21 protein-coding genes are annotated in these 24650 nt (G+C 64.6%); 7 read left to right on the top strand and 14 right to left on the bottom strand.

Annotated features, from left to right (window positions below; translation table 11 throughout):
• Positions 1-34 precede the first annotated feature (34 nt).
• From trxA to regB, 8 genes are all read right to left on the bottom strand, one after another.
• Entirely contained in the window at positions 35-355 is a 321-nt protein-coding gene (gene trxA, locus PVU19_RS00725; protein WP_050663646.1) for a thioredoxin, read from the bottom strand.
• Positions 356-415: 60 nt separating this feature from the next.
• A complete protein-coding gene (addA, locus tag PVU19_RS00720) occupies positions 416-3772 on the bottom strand; it encodes a double-strand break repair helicase AddA (RefSeq protein ID WP_050663647.1) in 3357 nt (1118 codons plus the stop codon).
• Positions 3769-6708, bottom strand: a complete 2940-nt coding sequence (addB, locus tag PVU19_RS00715; RefSeq protein WP_050663648.1) for a double-strand break repair protein AddB — start codon at positions 6706-6708, stop codon at positions 3769-3771. The genes addA and addB overlap by 4 nt, the downstream gene beginning before the upstream one ends.
• Positions 6701-7384: a nucleotidyltransferase family protein gene (locus PVU19_RS00710; RefSeq protein ID WP_050663649.1), complete on the bottom strand. Its 684-nt coding sequence runs from the start codon at positions 7382-7384 to the stop codon at positions 6701-6703. Before PVU19_RS00710 ends, addB begins: the two co-directional genes overlap by 8 nt.
• Positions 7381-8391 carry an aminoglycoside phosphotransferase family protein gene (locus PVU19_RS00705; RefSeq protein ID WP_050663650.1) on the bottom strand — a complete coding sequence of 337 codons (1011 nt, stop codon included), beginning with the start codon at positions 8389-8391 and terminating at the stop codon, positions 7381-7383. The genes PVU19_RS00710 and PVU19_RS00705 overlap by 4 nt, the downstream gene beginning before the upstream one ends.
• Complete coding sequence (tsaE, locus tag PVU19_RS00700) at positions 8384-8860, bottom strand: tRNA (adenosine(37)-N6)-threonylcarbamoyltransferase complex ATPase subunit type 1 TsaE (protein WP_050663651.1); 477 nt, start codon at positions 8858-8860, stop codon at positions 8384-8386. The genes PVU19_RS00705 and tsaE overlap by 8 nt, the downstream gene beginning before the upstream one ends.
• A 40-nt stretch (positions 8861-8900) precedes the next feature.
• Entirely contained in the window at positions 8901-10421 is a 1521-nt protein-coding gene (locus tag PVU19_RS00695) for a PAS-domain containing protein (protein ID WP_050663652.1), read from the bottom strand.
• 70 nt (positions 10422-10491) lie between these two features.
• Positions 10492-11877: a sensor histidine kinase RegB gene (gene regB / locus PVU19_RS00690; protein ID WP_050663658.1), complete on the bottom strand. Its 1386-nt coding sequence runs from the start codon at positions 11875-11877 to the stop codon at positions 10492-10494.
• Between the two features lie 89 nt (positions 11878-11966).
• On the opposite strand from regB, the gene PVU19_RS00685 reads away from it, so the two are divergent.
• The 5 genes from PVU19_RS00685 to PVU19_RS00665 all read left to right on the top strand — a co-directional run bounded on the left by PVU19_RS00685 (position 11967) and on the right by PVU19_RS00665 (position 17496).
• Positions 11967-12593, top strand: coding sequence for an SCO family protein (locus tag PVU19_RS00685; protein WP_050663653.1), 627 nt, complete (start codon positions 11967-11969; stop codon positions 12591-12593).
• 71 nt (positions 12594-12664) lie between these two features.
• Positions 12665-13216 (top strand): ActR/PrrA/RegA family redox response regulator transcription factor, encoded by a 552-nt coding sequence (locus tag PVU19_RS00680; protein WP_050663654.1) that lies wholly within the window; start codon positions 12665-12667, stop codon positions 13214-13216.
• A 139-nt stretch (positions 13217-13355) separates the two neighbouring features.
• Positions 13356-14342: a glycosyltransferase family 2 protein gene (locus tag PVU19_RS00675; RefSeq protein ID WP_050663655.1), complete on the top strand. Its 987-nt coding sequence runs from the start codon at positions 13356-13358 to the stop codon at positions 14340-14342.
• 19 nt (positions 14343-14361) lie between these two features.
• On the top strand, positions 14362-16062 hold the full coding sequence (locus PVU19_RS00670) for a DUF5927 domain-containing protein (RefSeq protein ID WP_050663656.1): 1701 nt from the start codon (positions 14362-14364) through the stop codon (positions 16060-16062).
• A 6-nt stretch (positions 16063-16068) separates the two neighbouring features.
• Positions 16069-17496, top strand: a complete 1428-nt coding sequence (locus PVU19_RS00665; RefSeq protein ID WP_050663657.1) for a sulfotransferase family 2 domain-containing protein — start codon at positions 16069-16071, stop codon at positions 17494-17496.
• A gap of 259 nt (positions 17497-17755) precedes the next feature.
• Here the strand turns inward: PVU19_RS00665 and PVU19_RS00660 are convergent, their stop codons facing one another.
• The 6 genes from PVU19_RS00660 to PVU19_RS00635 form a co-directional block, all read right to left on the bottom strand.
• On the bottom strand, positions 17756-18220 hold the full coding sequence (locus PVU19_RS00660; protein ID WP_050663890.1) for a PTS sugar transporter subunit IIA: 465 nt from the start codon (positions 18218-18220) through the stop codon (positions 17756-17758).
• 45 nt (positions 18221-18265) lie between these two features.
• Positions 18266-18829, bottom strand: coding sequence for a ribosome hibernation-promoting factor, HPF/YfiA family (hpf, locus tag PVU19_RS00655; protein ID WP_050663889.1), 564 nt, complete (start codon positions 18827-18829; stop codon positions 18266-18268).
• A 242-nt stretch (positions 18830-19071) separates the two neighbouring features.
• The gene (gene lptB / locus PVU19_RS00650; RefSeq protein ID WP_050663888.1) at positions 19072-19836 is read right to left on the bottom strand and encodes an LPS export ABC transporter ATP-binding protein; all 765 of its coding nucleotides are present in this window, start codon (positions 19834-19836) and stop codon (positions 19072-19074) included.
• Positions 19833-20294: a lipopolysaccharide transport periplasmic protein LptA gene (lptA, locus tag PVU19_RS00645; protein ID WP_050663894.1), complete on the bottom strand. Its 462-nt coding sequence runs from the start codon at positions 20292-20294 to the stop codon at positions 19833-19835. The genes lptB and lptA overlap by 4 nt, the downstream gene beginning before the upstream one ends.
• Before the next feature lie 41 nt (positions 20295-20335).
• Positions 20336-20950, bottom strand: coding sequence for an LPS export ABC transporter periplasmic protein LptC (gene lptC, locus PVU19_RS00640; protein WP_050663887.1), 615 nt, complete (start codon positions 20948-20950; stop codon positions 20336-20338).
• 2 nt (positions 20951-20952) lie between these two features.
• Positions 20953-21564: a ribonuclease D gene (locus PVU19_RS00635; RefSeq protein WP_050663886.1), complete on the bottom strand. Its 612-nt coding sequence runs from the start codon at positions 21562-21564 to the stop codon at positions 20953-20955.
• Positions 21565-21774: 210 nt separating this feature from the next.
• Between PVU19_RS00635 and PVU19_RS00630 the strand changes: the two genes are divergently transcribed.
• Both PVU19_RS00630 and PVU19_RS00625 read left to right on the top strand, forming a co-directional pair.
• Positions 21775-23403, top strand: a complete 1629-nt coding sequence (locus PVU19_RS00630; protein WP_050663893.1) for a thiamine pyrophosphate-binding protein — start codon at positions 21775-21777, stop codon at positions 23401-23403.
• Between the two features lie 10 nt (positions 23404-23413).
• Complete coding sequence (locus tag PVU19_RS00625; RefSeq protein WP_050663892.1) at positions 23414-24589, top strand: CaiB/BaiF CoA transferase family protein; 1176 nt, start codon at positions 23414-23416, stop codon at positions 24587-24589.
• The last annotated feature ends 61 nt before the right edge of the window (positions 24590-24650 follow it).

Raw genomic sequence — 24650 nt, 5'->3', positions numbered from 1 at the left:
GCGCGACCCCAATCCACGAGGTGTTCTGAAGGGGTCAGATGCTGTCTTCGATCCAGCTTTGCAGCGCGGCCTTGGGGGCGGCGCCGGCGCGGTTCGAGATCACTTCACCATTCTTGAAGATGAAGAGCGCCGGAATGCCGCGCACGCCCATGGCGACGGCAGAATTCGGGTTGCTGTCGACATCGACCTTGGCGACCTTGATCTTGCCTTCCATCTCGGCCGCCAACTCTTCGAGAGCCGGGCCGATCTGCTTGCAGGGGCCGCACCATTCGGCCCAGAAATCCACCACAACGGGGATATCGGAATTCTTCACCTCGGCATCGAAGGTGTCGTCGGTTACGGCAACGGTGGCCATTTGCATGTCTCCTAGCGGTCAGGGTTTCGACGCTGAACCTATGGAGCCGGACGGGTCGCGTCAAGCGATCCCGGCGGAATCGAGGGCCGCGCTCACGCTCTCGTGCGGGAGGCGCATGAGGGTGGCGGTACGGGTCCAGAGGATCGCCGTCTTAATGCGCCGGTTGGGGTAGAGTTGGCCCAGGGCGTGAGCATAGGCGCCCATCTGCCGAAAGAGGCCGTCGGGACAGTCCGCCACGGTGTCGGGAACCATGGCGTTGGTCTTGAAATCCACGGCCAGGACATGATCGGGGGCGAGGATCAGCCGGTCGATGACGCCATGCAGGCGGGTGGTGCGAAGGTCGGCGGTGATCGCCACCTCGGTCAGGGCATCGGCGGCGAAAAGCGGGGCAAGGCTGGGTCTTGTCAGGACCTTTTCGGCCTCGGCCAAAAGGAGCGCAAGCTCTTCGCCCATTGCCGCATCGGGGCCGTTGGAGAGGAGGCGGGCCGCTGTCGCTGGCCAGTCGGGGGCGGGCACTTGCGGCAGGAATTCGAGCAAGCGGTGGACCTGACGACCCCGGCGCTTGGCGGCGTCCTCATCGAGGCCGCGTTCACCGGGCAGGGCCTTGTCGCCGCCGAGATCAGAGGGGCTGAGCGTCTTGATGCGGTCGGGCGCGGGCGGCGCGGGGCGTTCGAAAACAGGTGCGAGGGGTGGGATGCTGTGCGTTTGATCATCGCTCGATTGTGTCTCTATTCCAGCCCAAACCCCGTGTTGCAGGCGCAGGCCGTGCCCTTGCGCAAAGCTGTGGGCGGCGGCCCCTGCCGTCTGCATTCCGCGCGCGACCTTTTCATACCAGGTGTTGCCCTGCTGCCCCAGATCGCCATGCGCGACGACGATCAGCCATTTCTCGGCCCGGGTCATCGCGACATAGAGCAGGCGGTCGCGCTCGGCCTCTTGCGCGGCGCGGCGCTGATCGACGGCGTCGCGGATCACGCCGGGCATGTCGGGGGCAAGGCCGGTCCAGAGCGGCACGTCACCCGATGCGACGATCTGTGGCGTGGGCGAGGCGCGCCAGGCGCCGGTTTCGGGCAGGATGACCACCGGCGCCTCCAGCCCCTTGGCGCCGTGCACGGTCATCACGCGAATACGGTCGCTGGCGCTGTCCATCTGGCGTTTGATCTCCAGATCGTCGGTCTCCATCCAGACGAGGAAGCCGGTGAGGCTGTCGACGGCGCGCTGCTCATAGGCCATGGCCTGCGACAGGAGCGCGTTGATGCCGTCCTCGGCCTCGGCCCCGAGGCGGGCGAGGAGTTTGCGCCGCCCGTCATGGCGGGTGAGGATGCGCTCGATCAGCTCGTAGGGGCGGAGGAAATCGACGTGGTTCCGGAGATCGCGCAGGATGGCGATGACATCGGGAAATTCAGCTTCGCGCTCGTAGAGTTCGCGCCAGAGATAGCGCTGGGTGCGGCCTTGGGCGAGGCCGTATAACTGCGGCTCTGTCCAACTGAAAAGCGGCGATTTCAGCGCAGTGGCGAGGGACAGATCATCCTCGGGCGTCGAGAGAAAGGAGAGAAGCGCGGCGAGATCGCGGACCGCGAGTTCCGCACCGACCTTGAGGCGATCGGCTCCGGCGATGGGCAGGCCCTGTGCCTTGCACTCGCGGATGATCTCGTGAAAGAGCGTCGAGCGGCGGCGCACGAGGATCAGGAAATCGCCGGGGCGGAGGCGGCGAAAGCCGTCCTTGTCGGGGATCGTCTCGCCCCGGTCGAGCATGGCGCGCATTTCCGCCGCGACCTGCCGGGCCAGGATAATCGCGGGATGGTTGGTGGCCTGCACGTCCACTGGCATGTGCCAGGCGGGGGGCTCCTCGCGCTCAGGCTTTTCGACCAGGGGCCAGAGATCGACACGACCGGGGAGGGCCTCGAAGAATGCATTGTGACCCTCTTCCGGCGTAAAACCGCTATCTTCGCTCTGATCGAAGCAGCAATCGACGGTGGTCAGGATCGCGCGGGACGAGCGGAAGGAATAGGCCAGAACCCGCGATTGCAGCGGTGTGCCGGTGTTTTCCAGCCGCGCGCCGAAGTCGCGCTGCATCCGGTCGAATTCGCGAGGGTCGGCCCCCTGGAAGGAATAGATCGACTGTTTCTTGTCGCCCACGACAAAGATCGTGCGGCGGGTGTCGGGGCGGGCACCCTGCCCGCTGGTGAATTCCTGCGCCAGCCGTTCGATCACCTGCCATTGCACCGGGCTGGTATCCTGCGCCTCGTCGACAAGGATATGGTCGATGCCGCCGTCGAGCCGGTAGAGCACCCAGGCGGCGACGGCGGGATCGGTAAGCAGATCGCGGGCGCGCAGGATGAGGTCGTCGAAATCAAGCCAGCCGCGCAGTTGCTTGGCGTGTTCATAGGCGGGCAGAAAGGCATGGGCGAACGCATGCAATGCGCGGGTTTTCTGGAGCGCGAGGACGGCGAGGCGGGTCTGGCGGGTGTCCTCGACTCGCAGCATCCATTGCTCGATCTGGTCGATCACGGGACTTAGGGCTTCGCGCGTGGCCTTGGTCGGGAAAGAGCCTATCTTGGCGGAAAGCGGCGCTTTTGCGCCGGAACCGGTGAGGAATACATCCTCGAAGATCGGCAAGGCGCGGTGATCGAGCTTTGTGATCCGCGAGAGCTTTGCCGCGGCCTTGATGTCGTTGGTGGAGCCTGCCTGAAGCGCTGGGATGAGGTGATCGAGCAGGGTGGATTCATTGCCAAGGAAAACGCGCGCCTCGAAATCGGCCATGCTCAGCCCTTCGGGCAGATCGAAACTCTCTGCGAGATCAGCCTCGTGGATCGGGCGGGCGAAACCGCTGCGGTGGCGGGTGATCTCTGCGGTCAGATCATCGAGGGTTTCGCCGGAATAGTGCCGTGCAATGGCGTAGAGCGTGTCGGCCTGCGGGCCAGCGGCCAGATCCTCGACGATCTCGGCGCGGAGCAGGCGCGCGGTGCGGTCTTCCATCTCGGTGAACTGGGGTGAGACCCCGGCTTCGAGGGGGAAGCGGCGCAGGAGGGCGGCGCAGAAGGAGTGGATGGTCTGGATACGCAAGCCCCCGGGTGTCTCGATTGCCTGGGCAAAAAGGCGACGGGCGCGGCGCAGGGTCTCGTCGTCGATTGTGCCCTCGTGGCCCAATTCGCGCAGCGCGTCCGACAGATCGGCATTGCCCAGCATCGCCCATGCGCCAAGCCGCCGGAACAGGCGGTTCTGCATCTCGCTGGCGGCGGCCTTGGTATAGGTGAGGCAGAGGATATGCTGCGGATTGACCCCGTCGAGCAGGAGCCGCGCGACACGGTCGGTCAGCACGCGGGTCTTGCCCGATCCAGCATTGGCGGAGAGCCATGTGGAGAGGTCAGGGCGCGCGGCATCGACCTGCGCCTGTGTGGCGGCGTCGCGCGCGGTCATTGGCCCACCCCGCTTTCATCTGGGGGATCGGTCACGTCCCATTCGCCGAAGCGGGCGAGCTGATCGTAATCGCCGCGATCCTCGGAACTGTGCATGGCGCGGCGAGCGACATAACCCTTATGTGGCACTGAATAGGCCGAAATAAGCTCCTTGAACTCTGACCAGATCTGATCGGGTGGCTCTTCATCAAGGGGGGCCGCGACCTCTTTCGGGGAACTGCCCAGCCCGATGAAGGCGGCGCGCATGACCTTGACCGGGCCGATATCGCCAAAGCCGCCGCGTTCGGCCATCGCAGCCTCGAGCAGCAATTGCTTGTCAAAGCTCTTTTGCTCCTTGGCGGTGGGGGGCGTGCCGGTTTTGTAGTCGTAGATATACATCCGGCCATGCGCGTCGAGATCGAGCCGGTCGGCCGTTGCCGAGAGGGCGAAGCCGAGTTCCGGGATCTCGGTGCGGCCACCTTCCTCGAACCGCGCGGGCGTGGCGTGTGTGCGGCGCTCTGCCTCGGTTTCGATGAACCAGTCCGCGACCCGCTCCAGCCGTGCGAGCCAGAGCGCGCGCGCCTCGCCCCAGGGCACGTTTTGGGCCAGAACAGTGTCCGCAATTGCGAGCAACGCCTCGCGCGTGTTCTGGTCCGGGTGGTCGAGGGCTTGTTTGACGAACAACTCCAGAATCTCGTGCAGGACGGTGCCGCGCAGGAGCGCGTCGGGCAGCTTCATCAAGGGATCGAGCGGGCGCAGGCGCAGGACGTGGCGCGCATAGATTGCGTAGGGATCACGAATCAGGCGTTTGATTTCCGTCACGCTGAGGCGATCGGGGCGCGCGGCGACGGGGGGTGCCGGGGCCGGGCGTGGCGCGCGCGGCACCTCGCCGGGCGATTCCAGCGCGGTGACCTGATCGAGCCAGGCCTGCCCGCGGGCGCGCATGGCGGTGAGCGCCTCGGGGCCGCCCTGGGCGGGCAGGCCGGAGAGGAGGTTCTGCACGCGGTTGAGCCAGCGCGACACCACGGTTTCGGCATCGTCGGAACGCACGGAGCGGGTGAGCCAGACCTCTTTCGCGGCGACCGCCTGCTGGAAATCATGTGCCGAGAGGCCGATGCGGCGCTCGGGCAGCAAGAGCCCGGCCTGATGGCGCAGCGCGCGGTTGAGCCACGGGTCGGGCTTGGGGGCCTCGGGCCAGCTGCCTTCGTTGAGACCGGCGAGAATCAGCAGATCGGCGCCCTGCACCCGCGCCTCGAGCGTGCCCCAGATCAGGATATGGGGGTGCGGGTCGGTCGGGTCGCGGACCTCTTCGCCGGAGAGGATGCTGTGAAAGAGGCTGGCGTAGTCGGTGGCGTTGAGGGTGCCCGCGACGCCCGCCTCATCGCGCAGGGAATTGATGAGTTTGAGCGCGTCCTGTCCGGCTTCTTTCTGCCAGAGTGTGCCGGAGCCGTCCCCAACACAGCCCTGCGCGATGCGTTCGGCGAGCCTGACATGCGCCTCGACGCGGGTGCCGAGCGGCGCATCGTCGGGCTGCGCGCGGTCGGTGAAGCAATCGCAGAGCCAATTCACCCAATCGGCCAGGAACGGGTCGGACTTGCCTGCTGTCCATTCCGTCAGGCTATCGCGGGTCGGGTAGGGCGGCCCGTTGCGGCGCAGGTGCAGTTCCAGATCGCGGGTCAGGCGCAAATGGTCGTTGCGCGCGGCCCCCTGATGGGTGAGCGGGTGCTTGAGCAGGGTCAAGAGCGCCTCGGCGCTGAGTGGGTGGCGAAAGAGATCGGCCACATGCCGCAGGAGCCGCCCGGGCGGGGAGAGGTGCAGCGGCTGACCGGCGCTGTCGTCGGGCAGGATGTGCCAGCGGTCGAGCGCGGCGGTTACCTGACGGCTGAGCGTGCGGTCTGGCGTGATGAGGGCGGCGGTCTGGCCGTCCTCGGCGGCCTGCCGCAGGCGCATCGCGATGGCGAGCGCCTCGGTGCGGGTCGATTGCGCCTCGATCAGGGTGACATCGGCCATCGCGGGGGCGAGATCGCGCAGGTTTGGCCCGTCGCGCAGCCATTGATCGGTGACCGGGGCGGGGCGCAGGGCGAGCGAGACAAGCGCATTGCGCGCGGGGTCCGGGGGGGTGTCGTCGGACCATGGCGCGATGTCCTGCGGGGCGATGCCCGCGCCTTGGGCAAACCGGACAAAGCGGTATTGCGGGTGGTCCTCTGAGGTCATCGGGTCGGCGAGCGCGTCCCAGACATGGGCGGGCGCGTCAAAGTCAAACCCAGGCAGCACCACCGCGCCTTGCGGCAGGCGGGCCACCGCCTGCATCAGGAGTTGCGTGGCCCCGCGCGAGCCGGTGGAGCCTGCGACGATGATCGGCGATTGCGGCGGTTTTAGCGCCCAGAGATCGGCCAGCCGCTCGATCACCAGGCGTTGCCGGGTTTCCACGTCGGGGTTTTCGGGATCGGCCTCGAAATAGTGACGAACAATGCCCAAAAACGACTTTATCCGCGCCCAGTGGCCGGATTGATCGGTGACGTCGAGATCCTCGATCACCTGTGGCGGAACGCCTTCGCCGTGCATCTCGTCCATCAGACCGGCAAGGCTGTCGGACAGGTCGAAGATCGCGCTGCGCGGGGCGAGGTCGGGTTGAGTGTCGAGCAGGGTCGAGATCAGTTGCACCAGTTCGAGCCGTCGGCGCAGGCGCGGTACCGGGTCAGGGATATGCGCGAGATCCCACATTTCGCCGAGATCGGTGACCAGGCTGATGCGCGGCAGCAGGCAGGGCGGGCCCTGATCGAAGAGGTCGCGGATGCGGCGGGCCATGCGGCGGGTGTTGACGATGAGGGTAGCGCGGGCGAGCGTCTCGGGCGGCTGACCGGCATGGCGAGCGCGCAGCCCCTCGACCAGCGCGCGCGGGAAATCGACGCCGGGGGCGAGGCCGAAGACGCGGGGGGTGTCGGAGGGTTCAAACATTTCGGTGGCCCAGCATCGCCTCGGCCTGCGCGATGCCGTCGGGGTGGCCGACATCGCACCATTGGCCGGGATAGGGCAGGGCGCTGAGGCGGTTTTCGGCCAGCATGCGATCCCAGAGGAGGTTGAGTGAAAAAGCGGGGTCGTCGATCTCGTGCAGCAGGTCGGGTTTGATGATCTGCACACCGGAATAGATCAGGCCGGGGCCGCGCGTGGCGCCTCCGTCTTCGGCGATCAGGAAATCGCCGGTGCCGGAATGGCCGATGGCCTGAGCCTTGGGGATGCAGATGAGTAGCGCGTCCATCTGCTCAGGGTGCCATGCGTCGGCCAGTAGCGAAAGCGGGTTGGGGCCGTGCCAGACCGCGTCGGTGTTCATGGTAAAGACCGGCCCGGGGCCAAGGAGCGGCAGGGCGGCGCGCAAGCCGCCGCCGGTTTCGAGGATGTCGGGCGTCTCGTGGGAAAAGCGGATGTCACGCCCCGCCAGATGCGCGGTGATCTGATCGGGCAGGTAGTGCAGGTTGACCACCGTGCGGGGCGGTTCGTAGGCGGTGACCAGATCGAGCGCGTGGTCGATGAGCGGTTTGCCCGCCACTTCGATCAGCGGTTTGGGACGGTCCTGGGTCAAAGCCCCCATCCGTGTGCCGAACCCGGCGGCAAAGAGCATGACCGGCAGACTCATGTCGCGCGCTGCTCCTTGAGGCGGGTCAGGATCGCGGGTGTCGGGGCGGGGAGCGTGCTTTGCACCAGTGTGGCAAGCGGGGCGAGCGCCGGATGCGCGAGGTCGCGCTGCAAAAGGCCCCAGACGCGCGGGATGAGATCGATGTAATGCGCCTTGCCGTCGCGCAGGCAGAGCCGGGCGAAGACCCCGAGAATGCGCAGATTTCGCTGTGCGCCAAGCGTGTGATAGGCGATGGTGAACCTGTCGGGATCGGCGTCGGTGGCGGCGATGTAATGGGCAATCATCGCGGATTCGGTGGCGGGGCTGACGTCGCGGCGGGCGTCCTGCAGGACCGAGACCAGATCATAGGCGCGGTGGCCACGCATCGCGTCCTGAAAGTCGAGCAGGCCGACGCGGGCGGTGCCTGTCCGCTCTGGCAGCCAGAGCAGGTTTTCGGCGTGATAGTCGCGTTGGATGAGCACGTCCGTTTCCGGGGCGTGGAGCTGGAGCAGGTCGTGGACCGTGGTGTGGAACTTGGTGCGCGCGGGGCTGTCCTCGCCGGTGGCGCCCTTGAGGTACCAGTCGAAGCTGAGGGATGACATGTCGGCCATGACCTGCGGGGAATAGGGCGGCAGATCAGAGGGTGGGGCGTGGTGGTGCAGCGCGGCGAGGACGTCAGTTGCGGCGATATAGAGCCGCATTTCATCGTCTGGCGCGCGGTCCAGCACGCGGGCGAAGAGCGCATCGCCGAGGTCTTCGAGGATGAGAAAGCCGCGTGCCGTGTCCTCGGCCAGAATGTCGGGGGCGGAGAGGCCAATCCCTGTGAGATAGCGGGCGATGCGGGTGAAGGGACGCACATCCTCGCCCTTTTCCGGGGGGGCGTCCATCAGCACTGCGCGCGCGCCATCGGGGCGGTGCAGGCGCAGGTAGCGACGGTTCGAGGCGTCACCGGCAAGGGGGCGCGCGTCGGCGGCGTGCCAGTCGGTCGAGGCGAGAAAATCGGCCATCGCAGCGGTACGGTCAGTCATCGGTCAGCCCTTGAAGCTTTGCCGCCCAGCGCGGATCGGACCATGTGAGCGTGAGGTGGCGCGTGTCCTCGGCCTCAGCGGGTGTGAAATCGAGGGTGAGGGCACCGGGAGGGGCCAGATCGCCGAGCCGGTCGGGCCATTCCACGAGGGCGATGGCGGTCTCAAACGCCTCGGTGAAGCCGAGTTCGATCACCTCGGTGGGGTCACTGAGCCTGTAGAGATCGGCATGCCAGATCTCGCAAGGGGTGCCGGGATAGGTCTGCACCAGCGTGTAGGTAGGCGAGGGCACGTCTTCGGGTTCGCGCAGGAGCGCGCGGATCAGGCAGCGGGCGAAATGGGTCTTTCCCGCGCCGACCCCGCCGGAGAGGAGCAGGACATCCCCGGCGGACAGCCTATGTCCGAGCGCCTGCGCAAAGGCGCAGGTCGCATCGGGGCTTGCAAGGGTGAGGCTGCGGCGGGGTCCAGACATGGCCCGACACTACACGCGCCACGCCTGCCCGCAAGCCGGATCAGCCGGTGCGTTCTTGCATCAGGGCGGCGTCTTTTGCTGCGTGATGGCAGAGAGACAGCATGGTGTTTCCCCGGCCCAGCGGTATGTGCCGCAGATCGAGTTGCCCGGCCCCCTGCGCCAGTCTAATGCGTTCTGACAGCGGCGCGCCGGTTGCGATTTGACGCTCCAGAATCGGCCAGAGCGTGCTTTGCGGAAAGCGGGCCTGACAGGCGCTGACGATGTCGCGCAATCGCGTGTCGGCAAGGCTGCTGTCGGGGTCGATGCCCAGTAGCGTGCCGAAGCCCGCATTGCAGAACATCAGGCGGTGATCCGGGGACAGCACCGCAATCGCGGCGTCGAGATTGTCGATCACGGCCTGTCTCAGGTCCATTTCGCTGCGGTGATTGCGCGCCTCCGAGACTTCGAGGCTGATATCCTCGAACAGAAAGGCCACTGCCCCGTTGGGATGCGGCCGCCCGGTGATGCGATAGGTCTGCCCGGTCGCAAGGCTCCAGCAGTCTTGATAGAGGCCGCCGCGCGCGGCGCTGACCATATCGTTGATCTGGCTGCGCCAGTTGGCGTAATTCTTGGGCTCCGGCATGACCTGTGCGTCGCGCAGCATGTCGAAAAAGCTCATGACATTGGGACGGGCGCTGAGAAAGCCGGCCGGCAGGCCGGTGAGGTCAATCAGGGCCGGATTGAACAACGCCAGCGATTTTGCGCGATCGAACACCGCCAGCCCGGTCGGCAGATCGGCGAAGGTGCGCCCCAGGGTCTGCACGAAATCGCGCTGTGCGCTTTCGGCGCTGACGAGGGCGGTGACGTCGCAGGCGTAAAACGCGTGTCCCGCCTGCATGCGGGTGACGGTGAGATCGAACCAGCGATCGGGTGCGGTGCCGTCCGCATCGGGGAGGCTGATGCGCTGGGTTCGGGTGTCCGTCGGTTCGGGCAGGGGGCCGAGCGCGGCGCTCATCCGGGCGATGCTGTCGGAGGGGAACGCGCCGGCGGCGTCGTTCTGCCAGATCAGGTGGCCATCCTGGCCCAGAATCCAGACCGGTTGCGGTGCCGCGTGCAGCGCCGCCTTGGGCACATCCAGCACCATCAGGCGGCGTCGTCCCTCATGCAGATGTGCGGGGCAGGACGGCCCGCCCTCGTGCAAAGTGGCGCGCAGGCTACGGGCGCTGGCCTGCAGTTCGAGCCGCGCGGGATCATCTGGCAGTGTGCTGTCGAATGTCAGCGACTGACCGGCCGTGATGCCGTGCGGATCAACCGGCAGATCGCCGAACCGAAACCCGAGCCAGTTTCGAAAGCGCGACCAATCATCATCGGCGGCATCGCTTTCGTCGGGCCAGAGGGCACCGGCGTCATGGTCGATGAGGGTCGCGCCGCGAAACAGGAAATGGCATTGCGGCGCGGCGGGCCGGTCGGGCCGGGGCCGGGCCGGGTTGGGCAGCAGCCCCGCGAGCCAGATCACAGCGAGCGAGACCAACATCGCCCCAGCGAGGAGGGCCGCGATTTCCGTGATCGTCATCGTCGCCATCAGGCACCTCGTCGAGCCGTTTCCGACAAGGGTGGCGCAAACTGGTTAAGACCGTCTTAACGTCGATCCGTCAGCCGCGAATGGGCTGGTTTTCGCCCAGCGCGGGCGTATCGGGCACCTCGAAGGCCTTGCGCGGCCATGTCACCTCGACCAGTGCGCCGCTGCGGGCGGCATCGAGCGGCTCTGCCCCCGTCGCATCGGCCCCGTTGGCGAAGGTCAGGTCGGCGCCAGAGCGTTCCAGCAGGGTCTTGGCGATGAAAAGCCCGAGGCCCATGCCTTCGTATTCCGGGCGGCGCGGCTCGGTTGCGGGGGCGCGGCGGCGGATGAACGGATCGCCGATGCGTCCCAGCATGTCAGCGGGATAGCCACGCCCGTCATCCATGATGCGCAGGGTGATTGTGTCGTCCCCCCAGCGGGTTTCGACCCAGACATTGGCACGGGCGAAATCGACCGCGTTCTGGATGAGGTTGCGCAGCCCGTGGATCACTTCGGGGCGGCGCAGCACGGTGGGCTGGGTCATGATATCCGCGCCGCCCGCGGCATGATCGAAATGAATATGCTTGCCGCGGTCGACATGCGGCTCGGCGGCCTCTTCGACAAGTGCGGTGAGCGGGGTGCGGCGCAGGTGCAGGTCGTCCTTGCCCGCCCGCCCCATGGAGCGCAGGATATCGCGGCAGCGGTCGGCCTGCTCGCGAATGAGCAGGGCATCGTCGCGCAGGTCGGGATGATCTTCGAGTTCTTCGGCCAGTTCCGCGCTGGTGAGCTTGATCGTCGCCAGCGGCGTGCCCAGCTCATGTGCGGCGGCGGCGACGACGCCGCCGAGATCGGTCAGCTTCTGCTCGCGGGACAGGGCCATCTGCGTGGCCTGGAGCGCGTCGGACATGGCGCGCATTTCCTGCACGATCCAGCGGGAATAGACCCCGAGGAACAGCACCGCGATCACGATGGCCACCCAACTGCCGAAGCGGAACACGTCGGGCACGCGCAGCACGAACCCGTCCTCGGTGCGCAGCGGCAGGTAGAATTGCATCAGCAATGTCACGATCACGATGGCCATCATGCCGAGAAACGCGGTCGAGCGCCCGGACAGCGCCGAGGCGGAGACGGTGACGGGGCCGACGATCAGGATGGTGAAGGGATTGTGCATGCCGCCGGTGAGATAGAGCAGCAGCCCAAGCTGGAGCATGTCGAAGAGCACGACGAGGAAGGTGTCCTGCTCCGACAGGCGTTTGTTCTCGGCAAAGACGAAGGCGGCGACGAGGTTTGAGGCGACCGAGACGCCGATGACCAGAAAGCACAGGCCCATTTCGAGATCGAGGTGATAGACCCGGTCGGCGATGATCAGGGCGCTGGCCTGCCCGATGATCGCCCACCAGCGCAACAGCACGAGCGTGCGCAGGCGAATCCAGTTGCCCCTGTTGCGTAGTTTGAAAAGACCGGAGGAGGGATCGGTCATATCCGGGGGCATGTCCATTGCGTGCGGGGTCAGGGATGCTAGATAGAGGGAGGGTTGCACCCCGTCCACCGAAACGCAAGGAAATCCACATGACCCGCCTGATTGCCATTGCCGCCGCCGTTATTGTTGTCCTGGGTTTGGGCGCGACCTATTACATGGTGACCGCTGGGCGTGGTGACGCGGATCAGTTCGCGCAATGCCGGGCGTCGAACGTCGCGGGCGGGGCGGCGCAGATCGGCGGGCCGTTCGAATTGGTGAGCGAGACCGGCGAGACGGTCACTGACAAAGATGTGATCGACCAGCCGACGCTGATCTATTTCGGCTATACGTTCTGCCCGGATGTTTGCCCGATGGATGCCGCGCGCAATGCCGAAGCAGTGGATATCCTCGAAGAGCGGGGCGATATGGTGAAGCCGGTGTTCATTTCCATCGACCCCAAGCGCGACACGCCGGAGGTGATGGCGGAGTTCACCGATTATCTGCATCCGCGCATGCTGGGCCTCACGGGGAGCGAAGAGCAGGTGCGCGAGGCGTCCAAGGCGTACCGCACCTTCTTTCAGGCGCGTGACGAGGGTGATGACGAGTTTTACCTCGTCGATCATTCGACGATGACCTACCTGTCGCTGCCCGAACACGGCTTTGTCGAGTTCTTTCGCCGCGACGCCACGCCGGAGCAGATGGCAGACCGTGTGCAGTGTTTTATCGAAGCCAGCTAAGCGTTTGTTTTGACGGGGGGCTGGGCGCGGGCTAGAACATCTGGCAACGGCGCGTAAACAGGAGGAGCGGCATGGCCGAGGACATGCAGGATATCGGTGACGACAAGACGCTGCTTCTCGTGGACGATGACGAGGCGTTTCTGCGCCGTCTGGCCAAAGCCATGGAGAAACGCGGCTTCGAGGTCGAAATCGCCGGATCGGTGGCCGCGGGGCGCGCTATTGCCACGAACCGGCCCCCTGCCTATGCGGTGTGCGATCTGCGACTTGAGGATGGCAACGGGCTCGACGTGGTCGAGGTGATCCGCGAAAAGCGGCCCGACAGCCGGATCGTGGTGCTGACCGGATACGGCGCGATTGCCACCGCCGTCGCCGCCGTCAAGATCGGGGCGACGGATTACCTGTCGAAACCCGCCGATGCCACGGATATCACCAACGCGCTTTTGGCCAACGGGGCCGATCTGCCGCCGCCGCCGGAAAACCCGATGAGCGCCGACCGGGTGCGCTGGGAGCATATTCAGCGGGTCTATGAGCTGTGCGACCGTAATGTCAGCGAGACGGCGCGGCGGCTGAACATGCACCGGCGCACGCTGCAACGGATCCTGGCGAAACGCTCACCGCGCTGACCGTTGATTCCGGCAACGATTTCGGAATTTAATCGCGATTGTCCTCAAAAAGGTTGTATTAACAGCCGTTAGATAGTCTGTGGCGATCTAAAAAGACGAACGGAGGTCCAATCTCGTGGGGGCATGGCAATCATACCGGATGCGGCTGCGGCGCAAACGGGCCAAGGTGCGTGCCTTTCGCAAGCATTTCTCGATGCGGTCCGTTGTCGACCGCACAGACCGTATTCGTCCCGGTGATGTGCTGCTCTTTTCGACCATGCGGGACGAGCATGTCCGCCTGCCCTATTTCCTGCGCTATTACCGCGATCTGGGGATTTCGCATTTCCTGATCGTGGATAATGACAGCACCGATGGCGGTTCGGATTATCTGGCGCAGCAGGATGATGTGTCGCTGTGGTCCACCAAGGCGAGTTACAAGCGCGCGCGCTTTGGCATCGACTGGCTCAATTGGCTGCAATCGAAATACGGGCATGGGCATTGGACGCTGGTGGTCGATCCCGATGAGTTCTTTGTCTACCCGTTCTGTGACACCCGACCCATTCGGGCGCTGACCGATTGGCTGGATACCTCTCAGGTCAAATCCTTTGGCGCGATGCTGCTGGATATGTATCCCAAGGGGCGGATCGACGCCGTGCCCTACTGCGCCGGGCAGAACCCGCTGGAGATCGCGGCCTGGTTCGATCCCGGCAATTACATGATCGAGAAGAACAAGAAATTTGGCAATCTGTGGATTCAAGGGGGCCCGCGTGCGCGCGTGTTCTTTCCCGATAACCCGAAGAAGGCGCCCGCGCTCAACAAGACGCCGCTGATCAAATGGCATCGGCGCTATGCCTATGAAAGCTCGACCCATATGGTGCTGCCGCGTGGTTTGAACCTGACCTATGATGAGTGGGGTGGCGAAAAGGCGAGCGGTATCCTGCTCCATGCCAAGTTTCTGGATACCTTTACCGCCAAGGCCGCAGAGGAACTGACCCGCCGCCAGCACTATTCCGCGAGCGTCGAATACAAGGCCTATGCCGAGATCGTGCAGCACAATCCCGAACTTTGGTGCAAATGGTCGGAAAAATATATAAACTGGCGGCAACTAGAAATCCTCGGGCTGATGTCCAAGGGGAACTGGGCATGAGCAACAGGGCAGTACACGCATGAGCGTCGGGATTATCATGCTGGTCCACACCGCCTTTGGCCGGGCCGAACAGGTGGCGCGGCATTGGGCGGCGTCGGGCTGTCCGCTGGTGATCCATGTCGACAAGGCGGTGCCGCGCAAGACCTATAATGCCTTTGTAAAAGCCCTGTCGGATATCGAGGATGTCCGTTTTGCGCCCCGGCATCGCTGTGAATGGGGCACCTGGGGGCTGGTCGCGGCCACGCAGGGTGCCGCAGAGATCATGCTGCGCGAGTTCCAGACCGTGCGCCATGTCTATCTGGCCTCGGGGTCCTGCCTGCCGCTGCGCCCGGTGCAGGAGTTGATCGACTATCTTGCTGTGCGCCCGAATACCGATTTCATCGAGAGCGCGACGACGGCGGATGTGCCCTGGACCATCGGGGGTCTGGATCAGGAACGCTTTACCCTGCGGTTTCCGTTCTCATGGCGGAACCATCGCTATCTCTTTGACAAATACGTGGCACTGCAACGCCTTGTCGGGTTCAAGCGGCACATTCCCAACGGCATCGTGCCGCATATGGGCAGCCAGTGGTGGTGTCTGACGCGGCAGACGCTGTCGGCCATTCTCGATGATCCCTACCGGCGGGTCTATGACCGCTATTTCTCCAAGGTGTGGATCCCGGACGAGAGCTATTTCCAGACCCTCGCCCGGCAATATTCGCGCCAGATCGAAAGCCGGCCGCTGACGCTGTCGAAATTCGACTACCAGGGCAAGCCGCATATCTTTTACGACGATCACCTGCAGCTCTTGCGGCGCTCGGATTGTTTTGTGGCGCGCAAGATCTGGCCCTTTGCCGACCGTCTCTACGAGGCGTTTCTGACCGATCCGGCGGGGGCGATGAAGCGCACCGAGCCCAATCCCGGCAAGATCGACCGCATTTTCGCCAAGGCGGTGGAGCGGCGCACGCGCGGGCGGCCCGGTCTATACATGCAGAGCCGCTTTCCGGTGGAGACCCGCGAAAACGGGCTGACCTGCGCGCCCTATTCGGTGTTTCAGGGGTTCAGCGATCTCTTTGAGAATTTCGAGCCGTGGCTGGCGCGGATGACCGGGATGCGGGTACATGGCCATCTTTTCGCGCCGGAGCGAGCCGAGTTCTCGGACGGTCAGACGGTGATGAACGGGGCGCTTTCGGACAGTGCGGCGCTGCGCGATTACAATCCGCGTGCGTTTCTGGCCAGCCTGATCTGGAACACGCGCGGCGAGCGGCAGTGTTTCCAGTTCGGGCCGCGCGACATGATCGAGGATATCGAGTGGTATATCGCCAAGGACCCGAATGCGCAGGTCTCGGTGATTTCGGGGGCCTGGGCAGTGCCGCTCTTCAAGTCGAACGGCAATTTTGCCGATATTCGGCGCGAGGCGGCGCTTTTGCAGCAGGTCGAGAGCCAGCATCTCAAGGTGTTGCGGTCATCCTGGATCAAGGCGCGGGTGAGGATCTGGACCATTGCGGAATTCATCGAGGCCCCGATGGAGCCGTTGCAGACCATTATCGACGAGATCGGGCAACAGAACCTGCGCGGTCTGGCCGAGGTGCCGCGGATGTCCGATCTGACCGGGTTCGGGCAGTTCCTGCAGAACCTCAAGAATCAGGGGATGCATCCCTACCTGATGGGCGATTTCCCGGTCGAGCAGGGCACCCACAGCCCGCAGCAGGATGCGCGCAAACCCTATCTGGTGCGGTAAGAGTGAATGACAGGCCCGTTTGACTATTTCGTCGTGTTCGCGGAAATGCGCACCGGCTCCAATTTTCTGGAAAGCAATCTGAACGCGTTTGACGGGATCGAATGCCATGGCGAGGCGTTCAACCCGCATTTCATTGGCTATCCCAACAAGACCGAGTTGCTGGGGCTGACACAGGCCGAGCGAGACGAGGAACCGACGCGTCTCATTGGTGCGATCAAGGGGCAGTCGCAGGGCATCGGCGGCTTTCGGTTCTTTCACGACCATGATCCGCGCGTTCTGGATCATGCGCTAGACGATCCGCGCTGCGCCAAGATCATCCTGACGCGCAACCCAGTCGACAGCTACGTGTCGTGGAAGATCGCGCAGGCCACCGGGCAGTGGAAGCTGACCAATGTGAAACGCCGCCGCGATGCGCCGATTACCTTTGATCCAGGCGAGTTCGAGACGCATGTGGCGACGTTGCAGGCGTTTCAGGTGTTCCTGCTGAACCGGCTACAGGCAACCGGGCAGACGGCGTTCTATGTGGCCTACGAGGATTTGCAGAGCCTTGAGGTTATGAACGGTCTGGCGCGGTATCTGGGCTGTGAGGCGCGGCTGGAGGCGCTCGACGCCTCGCTCAAGCCGCAGAACCCGGAACCGCTGGAAAACAAGGTGTCGAACTTCAAGGAGATGGAGCACGCGCTGGCCGGGCGCGACCCCTACAACCTGACCCGCACCCCGAATTTCGAGCCGCGACGGGGGGCCGCCGTGCCCGGTTTCGTGAGCGCCGTGCGTGCACCGCTGATCTATATGCCGATCCGGTCGGGGCCGGAGCATGAGGTGCGCGCGTGGCTTGCCGCGCTCGATCAGGTGAGTGAGGAGACGCTGCCCACCAAGCTCAATCAAAAGGCGCTGCGCCAGTGGATGCGGCGCAAGCCGGGGCATCGGCGGTTCACCGTGCTGCGTCATCCGGTGGAGCGCGCGCACGCGGCATTCTGCGACAAGATCCTGATCAAGGGGCCGGGATGTTACCGCGATATCCGCCGCACCCTGCGCAATTTCCACAAGCTGCCGATCCCCGGCAACCTGCCCGACGAGGGTTATGATCTTGCGGCGCACAAGACGGCGTTTTTGGCGTTCCTGGAGTTTCTCAAGGCCAATCTGGCGGGTCAGACGGCGATCCGGGTCGATGCCCATTGGTGCACGCAAGCCGCAGCCGTCGAAGGGATGGCGCAGTTCGGTGCGCCCGACATGATTTTGCGTGAGGACGAGATGCCGGGCTATCTTGCCGCGCTCGCGCGGCAGGTGGGCTATGCGAAACCGCCCGCGCCGCCAGAGGGGGCACCACAAGCGCCGTTTGCCCTTGCCGATATCTATGACGATGGACTCGAGGAGTTGGCGCGGACCGTGTATCAGCGGGATTATGTGCTGTTCGGGTTCGGGGCCTGGCGGTAGGGGGGTCGGGATTGGTCTTTTGCTGTCGTTGCCGCCTCCCGCGCGAAACGCACCGAAGGTGCCGCGCGATCGCCGGGCCGTCCCGCGGCCTGGCGATATGATAGGGAGCGCAACGTGTTGAGTTCAGGATGACTTGGCTGGGATAAAGTGCGGGCAACAACGGTTGCATCGCCAGTCCCCGCCCTGCGATCAAGCAGCACCTTCTGACAAGGTGCGATATCCGCTCTAAGTCAAACGATCTACTTTGACCCGGCGGTGCTCACGCGGCCTGTGCCGCCTGCGCCTCGGTGACGATGGTATAGAGCGTCATCGGATCGGTGTTGGCCCGCAGCTTGGCGCAGAGCGAAGTGTCGCGCAGGGTGCGCGAGACGAGGGCAAGCGCCTTGAGATGCTCGACCCCCGCGTCAATGGGCGCGAAGAGCGCAAAGGCGAGGTCAACCGGCTGGCGATCCACCGCGTCGAAATCAATCGGCTTTTCCAGCAGTGTCAGCACGCCCACGACGTGATCGAGGCCGTCAATTCGGGCATGGGGCAGGGCGACGCCATTTCCCACCCCGGTGGGCCCCAGGCTCTCGCGTTCCAAGAGCGCCTCGACAGCGGTGCCATGCGGCACGCCGTAGGCCGATTCGACAATGAACCCAAGCTCTTGCATCAGGCGTTTCTTGCTGGTGGCACCGGACAGGAAGCGCACGGCCTCTGGCTTGAGGATCATAGGTAAGTCCATTTGTCGAGCCGCACTGACAGGCGCACTGCCGCCCGTCACCTTATATTACGGGTCAATCCAGCCGATATTGCCGTCTTCGCGGCGGTATACGACATTGACCGTCTCTTTTCCCTCTTTGCGGAAGACAAGAACCGGTGCCCCTGCAAGCTCCATCTGCATGACCGCCTCGCCGACCGAAAGAGAGGGGATTTGCGTTTCCATCTCGGCCACGATGATCGGTTGCAGGCTTTCAGGTTCCGATTCTACCTCCTCGCCGTTCGCCGCGAGGATATAAGAGGAAGCCCCGAAGAGTTCAACCGGCTCTGCACGCTCGCGATGGTGGTCTTTCAGGCGGCGCTTGTAACGTCGGAGTTGTTTTTCCATTTTCTCGCAGCAAGCGTCGAAGGCACCGTATATTTCATGCGCCTTGGCGCTGGCCTGCGCGGTCAATCCGGTGGAAAGATGCACGATCGCCTCGCAGGCGAATTCGCTCGCGTTCTTGGAAAAGATGACATGCGCGTCGGTCGGACGTTCGGCGTATTTGGCCACCGCCGCGCCCAGCTCGTCCTTGACATGCGTTTGAAGTGCCTCGCCGATATCGATCTGCTTTCCACTGATTTGATAACGCATCTTCTCTCCTTCACTTGACAGACCCGGTCCGGGCGCGGCGCGCCTGCGCCGCGAACTTTCCTAGCCTCGGATGCTGATAAACGACATGTGTTTCGATTGTCCCGAGACAGGCCCGCGACGCCGGGGCCATTCGGGGAACAGCGCGAGAATACAACATGTCATCCCCCAATTGACGCGCTTTCCCGGCGTCTTGTCAATCGCATTTGCGACAGGGCAGAGCGGATTTGCCGACGCGGGGCCGATCACGAAATGCGGAAGCTGTCACCGAGATAGACGCGGCGGACATTCTCGTTCTCGACCACGTCCCGAGGACTTCCCGACATCAGAACCTTGCCGTCATGCAGGATATAGGCACGGTCGACGATCTCGAGGGTCTCGCGCACGTTGTGGTCGGTGATCAGTACGCCGATGCCGCGTTTCTTGAGATCGGCCACAAGATGCCGGATATCGCCCACCGAAATCGGATCGACCCCGGCAAAGGGTTCGTCGAGAAGCAGGTATTTCGGATTCGCCGCAAGGCAGCGGGCGATTTCCACGCGCCGCCGCTCGCCGCCGGACAGGGCCATTGCTGGGGCACGGCGCAGATGTTCGATCGAGAATTCCGAGAGCAGCTGTTCCAGCCGCTCGCGCCGCCGCTGTCGTTTATTCTCGGCGATGTCGAGGATCGCCATGATGTTGTCCTCGACCGAGAGGCCCCGAAAGATCGACATTTCCTGTGGTAGATAGCCGATGCCCAGCTTGGCGCGGCGATACATCGGCAACGCGCTGACATCGCGCCCGTCGATATAGATATGGCCGCCCTCGGGATAGATCAGCCCGGCAATGGCGTAGAAGGTGGTGGTCTTGCCCGAGCCGTTGGGGCCCAGCAGCGCCACCACTTCGCCCTGGCCAAGCGAGAGCGACACATCGCGAATCACCACCCGTTTCTTGTAGCTCTTGCGCAGATGTTCGACCCGCAGGCCGCCACCATCGCTTTCATGCGCAAGGACAAGGTCGGGCTTGGTCATTGATCGTCATTGCCCGGTTGCAGCACGGTCTTGACCCGGCCCTGGACTCGCGCAGTGCCGGCCCCGGTATCGACCAGCATCGTCTCGCCGGTGATCGCGCTCTGGCCCTGCACGAGCAGGACATCTCCGCGCAATTCGATCATCCCGGTGGAGATGTTGTAATCCGCACGGGCGGCCTCGGCCGCATCCTCGCCGCTGACCAGCGTGACACCGCCGGTGGCCTCGAGCCGTTCGATCCCGGTCTGATCCGCGAGGTAGACCACGAGGACCCGAGGCGCCGCGAGACGCATTGCGCCCTGTGCGATGACCACGTTGCCGGTGAAAATCGCGGTGCTGTCGTTCTGGTTGACGTTCAGGTTGTCCGACGTCACCTCGACCGGAAGGCTGCGATCCTGCTGGGTGTTGCCGAAGGCCACCTGCGCGCCCTGCGCCAGAGCCAGGCCCGGCATGCAGCCCATCACGACCGCCGCGGCGAAAAGTTTGATCTTACCCACTGGCCTCAGTCCCCCACATCTGGCGGTTGGTATATCAGCTTCACCCCCTCGGTGAAAAGCAATTCCGCCGCCCCGTTCCCGTTCGCGTTTCGCAGCACCATCTGCCCCGCCGTCAGATCGCCCAGCGGTCCGGTCGCGGTGACGGTGTCGGGGGTCGTCGCGTCCAGCGCGTCGAGATTCATGTCGAGGCGGTCGGTGTCGATCACGTAGCCTGTCGAGGTGGTGATCTGCACATCGCCGCGCAGTTGCGTCTTCATCGCGCGCTGATCGAATTCGGCGGCGCGGGCGGTGATATCGACAGTGGTGCCCGCCGCGAGCCGGATTTGCGCGGTGACGGCATCTGCCGTGATCGGGCCGTCGACATCGCGGCCGGGCCGCGCGATACCGGCGCTGAAGAGGATTTCGTCGCCGGTATCGGTGACCCCGGCAAAGCTCGGGTTGGAGGCCCCCATGTCCTGCGCGCGTTTTTTCACGTCGGCCTGTGCCACCGGCACCGATTTCGAGGGATCGACGGTGCGCGAGATCAGGAACAGCGTCGATAACAGGCCCAGCGCGATCAGCGGCAGCAGGACCTTCATCCCCGCCACGACCCGCGAATAGGTGTTATCCGCGCGCGCCATGCTCAATGGGCGAAAATGTCGATTTCGGGCCAGCCGGCCAGATCGAGCCGCGCGCGCATCGGCAGGAACTCGAAACAGGCCTGCGCCATGTCGGTGCGCCCCTCGCGGGCCAGCCGCTTGTCGAGTTCCTTGCGCAGGCGGTGCAGGTAGAGCACATCCGAGGCGGCATACTCGAGCTGCGCCTCGGTGAGGGCCTCTGCCCCCCAGTCGGAGGTCTGCTGCTGCTTGGAGATATCGACGCCCAGCAGTTCCTGAAGCAGGTATTTCAGCCCGTGCCGGTCGGTATAGGTGCGGATGAGTTTCGAGGCGATCTTGGTGCAATAGACCGGTTCGGCCAGCGCGCCGAAGGCGTTGTACATCGCCGCGATGTCGAACCGCCCGAAGTGAAAGAGCTTGAGCACATCGGGGTTGCGCAGCAGCCTCTCGAGGTTGGGCGCGCTGGTCTGCCCCTGGGCCACCTGCACCAGATGCGCGTTGCCATCCCCGTCCGACAATTGCACGACACACAGCCGGTCACGATGCGGGTTGAGGCCCATCGTCTCACAGTCGATCGCCACGACAGGGCCAAGTTCCAGCCCGTCGGGCAGGTCGTTCTGATAAAGGTGGTTCGCCATCGGATATCCTTGTGTCCCGGGCGGTGCGCGGGCTGACTGTCATACGGGATCGAAATCCCGATTTGCTTAGGCCGTTTCGACGCTTGCCTCAACCCGGATTTAAGCCGCCCATAGGGGGAATTCCAGCCCGGGCCGCCCGCGAGAGGGGCAAAGCGGCTTGCGGTTGGCCCGGTGCTCGGCCACAAAGTGCCGCAAGAGGAGACAGAACCCATGCCCGTGACCACCCCCGACCAGACCGAAAATCGCGCCGCCGATTACCTTGCCCGCAGGCTATATGGGGCGGGCTGCCGCCACGCATTCGGCATGCCGGGGGGTGAGGTTCTGACGGTGATGGACGCGCTGGCGCGGGCCGGAATAGAGGTGACGCTGGCGCGGCACGAAAACGCCGCCGCCTTCATGGCCGAGGGGGTCTGGCACCGCACCGGCGCGCCGGGCATTCTGATTGCCACGCTGGGGCCGGGGGTTTTGAACGGCGTCAATGCCATCGCCAACGCGCATCAGGACCGGGTGCCGCTAATCGTCATCTCGGGTTGTGTCGATGCCGATGAGGCGCTGACCTACAGCCATCAGATCCTCGATCACGAGGCGGTGCTGGCACCGATCACCAAGGCGACGTTTCGGCTGACGGCTCAGGGGGCAGACGTCATCGCCGACAAGGCCGTGGGCATCGCCACCGAGGGGCGGCCCGGGCCGGTGCATATCGACGTGCCGATTTCCGTGGCCGACATGCGCGTGACCCTGCCACGTCTGCGCCGCCGCCCGGATGCGGTGCCGATGGTGCCTGCGGCGCCGGAGGAGGCGCGCGATTGGCTGGCCGGGGCGGAGCGGCCGGTGATGATCGTGGGGCTCGATGCGGTGAACGAGGCGGCGGGAGCGGCGATTCTGGAGGTCGCGGAACGCCTGAATATTCCGGTGATCACCAGCTACAAGGCAAAGGGCATCATCCCTGAGACGCATGAGTTGTGCCTTGGGGGAGCGGGGCTCTCGCCTTTGGCGGATGGCCTCCTTGTGCCGCTCGTGGAGCGGGCCGACCTGATCCTCTGCGTCGGCTATGACCCGATCGAGATGCGGCCCGGCTGGCGCGAGATCTGGGACCCGGCGCAGGTCAGGGTGATCGACATCGCCGCCGTGCCCAATGATCAATACATGCATCAGGCGACGATGAATATCGTGGGGGCTTGTGGGCCGTCGCTGGCGGCGATTGCCGAGGGGATCGCGCCCCGCACCACATGGGCCGGTGGTGAGGTGACGGCGGCGCGTGACGCGCTGGCGCGGGCCTTTCCGACGGATGATGACTGGGGCGCTGCGGCCGTCATCGCCGAGGCGCGCGCCGTGCTGCCCGAGGATACTATCGCAACCGTCGATAGTGGCGCGCATCGCATCCTGCTGTCGCAGATGTGGGTGACGCATCACCCCCGCTCGGTGCTGCAATCCACGGCCCTATGCACCATGGGCTGCGCCGTGCCGCTGGCGATGGGGGCCAAGATTGCCACGCCCGAGGCCACCGTTGTCAGTTTCTCGGGCGATGCCGGGTTCCTGATGGTGGCGGGAGAGTTGTCGACCGTGGTGGAGCTGAACCTGCCGGTGATTTTCGTCGTCTTTGTCGATGCGAGCCTTGCGCTGATCGAGAAGAAGCAGCGCGAGCGGCAGATGGTCAATCTCGCCGTCGATTTCGGTCATCACGATTTTGCGGCCATCGGCCAGGCCTTTGGTGGCAATGGCGTGCGCGTCACCAACCGTGCCGAATTGCGCGCGGCATTGGAGGCGGCGCAACAGGCCGACACGTTTACCGTCATCGCCGCCGAGATCGACCGCGGCTCTTATGACAACCGTATCTGAGGAGATGCCCATGCCCGGCCCGCTCGATGGTCTCGTTGTTCTCGACCTCAGCCGTATTCTGGCGGGGCCGACCTGCACGCAGCTCTTGGGCGATCTGGGGGCCGAGGTGATCAAGATGGAGAGCCTTGGCGGGGATGATACGCGGCAATGGGGGCCGCCCTTTGCGGTGGATGCCGAGGGGCAGGCGACGGACCTGTCGGCCTATTTCATGTCCTCCAATCGCAACAAGCAATCGGTGGCGGTGGACCTGACCGACCGCCAAGTGCAGCGCATGCTGCACGATCTGGCCGGGCGCGCCGATGTGGTGATCGAGAATTTCAAACCCGGAGGCCTGCGTAAGTATGGTCTCGATCACGAGACGCTCTGTGCCGCTTATCCGGGCCTTGTCTATTGCTCGATCTCTGGCTTTGGCCAGACCGGGCCGAACCGCGACAAGCCGGGGTATGACCTGATGGCGCAGGGGTTCGGTGGCATCATGTCGATCACCGGCGAGGCGGGGGAAGAGCCGATGAAGGTCGGGGTCGGCGTGGCTGACGTGGTTTGTGGGCTTTATGCGGCGACCGGGATTCTGGCGGCGTTGCGGCACCGCGATGCGACCGGTGAGGGGCAGCATATTGATCTGGCACTTGTGGATACGACGATGTCCTGGCTGGTCAATCAGGGGCTGAATTACCTGACCTCGGGCACCGCGCCCACCCGTGCGGGCAATGCGCATCCCAATATCGTGCCCTATCAGGTCTTTGCCACCTCGGATGGGTATGTGATCGTCGCGGTGGGCAATGACAGCCAATATGCCCGGTTTTGTGACTATCTGGGGCAGCCCGACTGGGCCATTGATCCGCGTTTCGTCACTAACACGGCGCGATTGGCGCATCGCGACACGCTTGTGCCGATGATCGCCGAAGCGCTAGTGGGCCGGACAATGCAGGATGTGATCGACGGGCTGGAGGCGCGCAAGGTGCCGGTGGGGCCGGTCAACACGATCGAGCAGGCGCTGGAAAGCGATCAAGCGCAGGCGAGGGGGATGACCATCACCCTACCCGCGCCACAGACCGCGACCGGCGAGGTGCGGCTGATCGGCAATCCGCTCAAATTCTCGCGCACGCCGGTCAACTATCGATCTGCGCCGCCTGCGACGGGGGCGGATACCGACGCCGTGCTGAAGCGGTTAAGGGACGATCTGTAACCTCGGCTCGCGGGCACGTGATTTGCTGCGGCGTGTGGTTACGCGTAGCCCTCCGGGTATC

Origin of the sequence: Roseovarius tolerans (genome assembly GCF_028885395.1) — a bacterium.
Taxonomy (GTDB): domain Bacteria; phylum Pseudomonadota; class Alphaproteobacteria; order Rhodobacterales; family Rhodobacteraceae; genus Roseovarius; species Roseovarius tolerans.
Note: the sequence above shows the minus strand (reverse complement) of the source record. Positions and strands in the feature narration are given on the sequence as shown.

Bases quoted from the DNA above. Each gene is read 5' to 3' on its own strand.
- trxA (WP_050663646.1), bottom strand. From the start codon at position 355: ATGGCCACCGTTGCCGTAACCGACGACACCTTCGATGCCGAGGTGAAG.
- addA (WP_050663647.1), bottom strand. From the start codon at position 3,772: ATGACCGCGCGCGACGCCGCCACACAGGCGCAGGTCGATGCCGCGCGC.
- addB (WP_050663648.1), bottom strand. From the start codon at position 6,708: ATGTTTGAACCCTCCGACACCCCCCGCGTCTTCGGCCTCGCCCCCGGC.
- PVU19_RS00710 (WP_050663649.1), bottom strand. From the start codon at position 7,384: ATGAGTCTGCCGGTCATGCTCTTTGCCGCCGGGTTCGGCACACGGATG.
- PVU19_RS00705 (WP_050663650.1), bottom strand. From the start codon at position 8,391: ATGACTGACCGTACCGCTGCGATGGCCGATTTTCTCGCCTCGACCGAC.
- tsaE (WP_050663651.1), bottom strand. From the start codon at position 8,860: ATGTCTGGACCCCGCCGCAGCCTCACCCTTGCAAGCCCCGATGCGACC.
- PVU19_RS00695 (WP_050663652.1), bottom strand. From the start codon at position 10,421: ATGGCGACGATGACGATCACGGAAATCGCGGCCCTCCTCGCTGGGGCG.
- regB (WP_050663658.1), bottom strand. From the start codon at position 11,877: ATGACCGATCCCTCCTCCGGTCTTTTCAAACTACGCAACAGGGGCAAC.
- PVU19_RS00685 (WP_050663653.1), top strand. From the start codon at position 11,967: ATGACCCGCCTGATTGCCATTGCCGCCGCCGTTATTGTTGTCCTGGGT.
- PVU19_RS00680 (WP_050663654.1), top strand. From the start codon at position 12,665: ATGGCCGAGGACATGCAGGATATCGGTGACGACAAGACGCTGCTTCTC.
- PVU19_RS00675 (WP_050663655.1), top strand. From the start codon at position 13,356: ATGCGGCTGCGGCGCAAACGGGCCAAGGTGCGTGCCTTTCGCAAGCAT.
- PVU19_RS00670 (WP_050663656.1), top strand. From the start codon at position 14,362: ATGAGCGTCGGGATTATCATGCTGGTCCACACCGCCTTTGGCCGGGCC.
- PVU19_RS00665 (WP_050663657.1), top strand. From the start codon at position 16,069: ATGACAGGCCCGTTTGACTATTTCGTCGTGTTCGCGGAAATGCGCACC.
- PVU19_RS00660 (WP_050663890.1), bottom strand. From the start codon at position 18,220: ATGGACTTACCTATGATCCTCAAGCCAGAGGCCGTGCGCTTCCTGTCC.
- hpf (WP_050663889.1), bottom strand. From the start codon at position 18,829: ATGCGTTATCAAATCAGTGGAAAGCAGATCGATATCGGCGAGGCACTT.
- lptB (WP_050663888.1), bottom strand. From the start codon at position 19,836: ATGACCAAGCCCGACCTTGTCCTTGCGCATGAAAGCGATGGTGGCGGC.
- lptA (WP_050663894.1), bottom strand. From the start codon at position 20,294: ATGGGCTGCATGCCGGGCCTGGCTCTGGCGCAGGGCGCGCAGGTGGCC.
- lptC (WP_050663887.1), bottom strand. From the start codon at position 20,950: ATGGCGCGCGCGGATAACACCTATTCGCGGGTCGTGGCGGGGATGAAG.
- PVU19_RS00635 (WP_050663886.1), bottom strand. From the start codon at position 21,564: ATGGCGAACCACCTTTATCAGAACGACCTGCCCGACGGGCTGGAACTT.
- PVU19_RS00630 (WP_050663893.1), top strand. From the start codon at position 21,775: ATGCCCGTGACCACCCCCGACCAGACCGAAAATCGCGCCGCCGATTAC.
- PVU19_RS00625 (WP_050663892.1), top strand. From the start codon at position 23,414: ATGCCCGGCCCGCTCGATGGTCTCGTTGTTCTCGACCTCAGCCGTATT.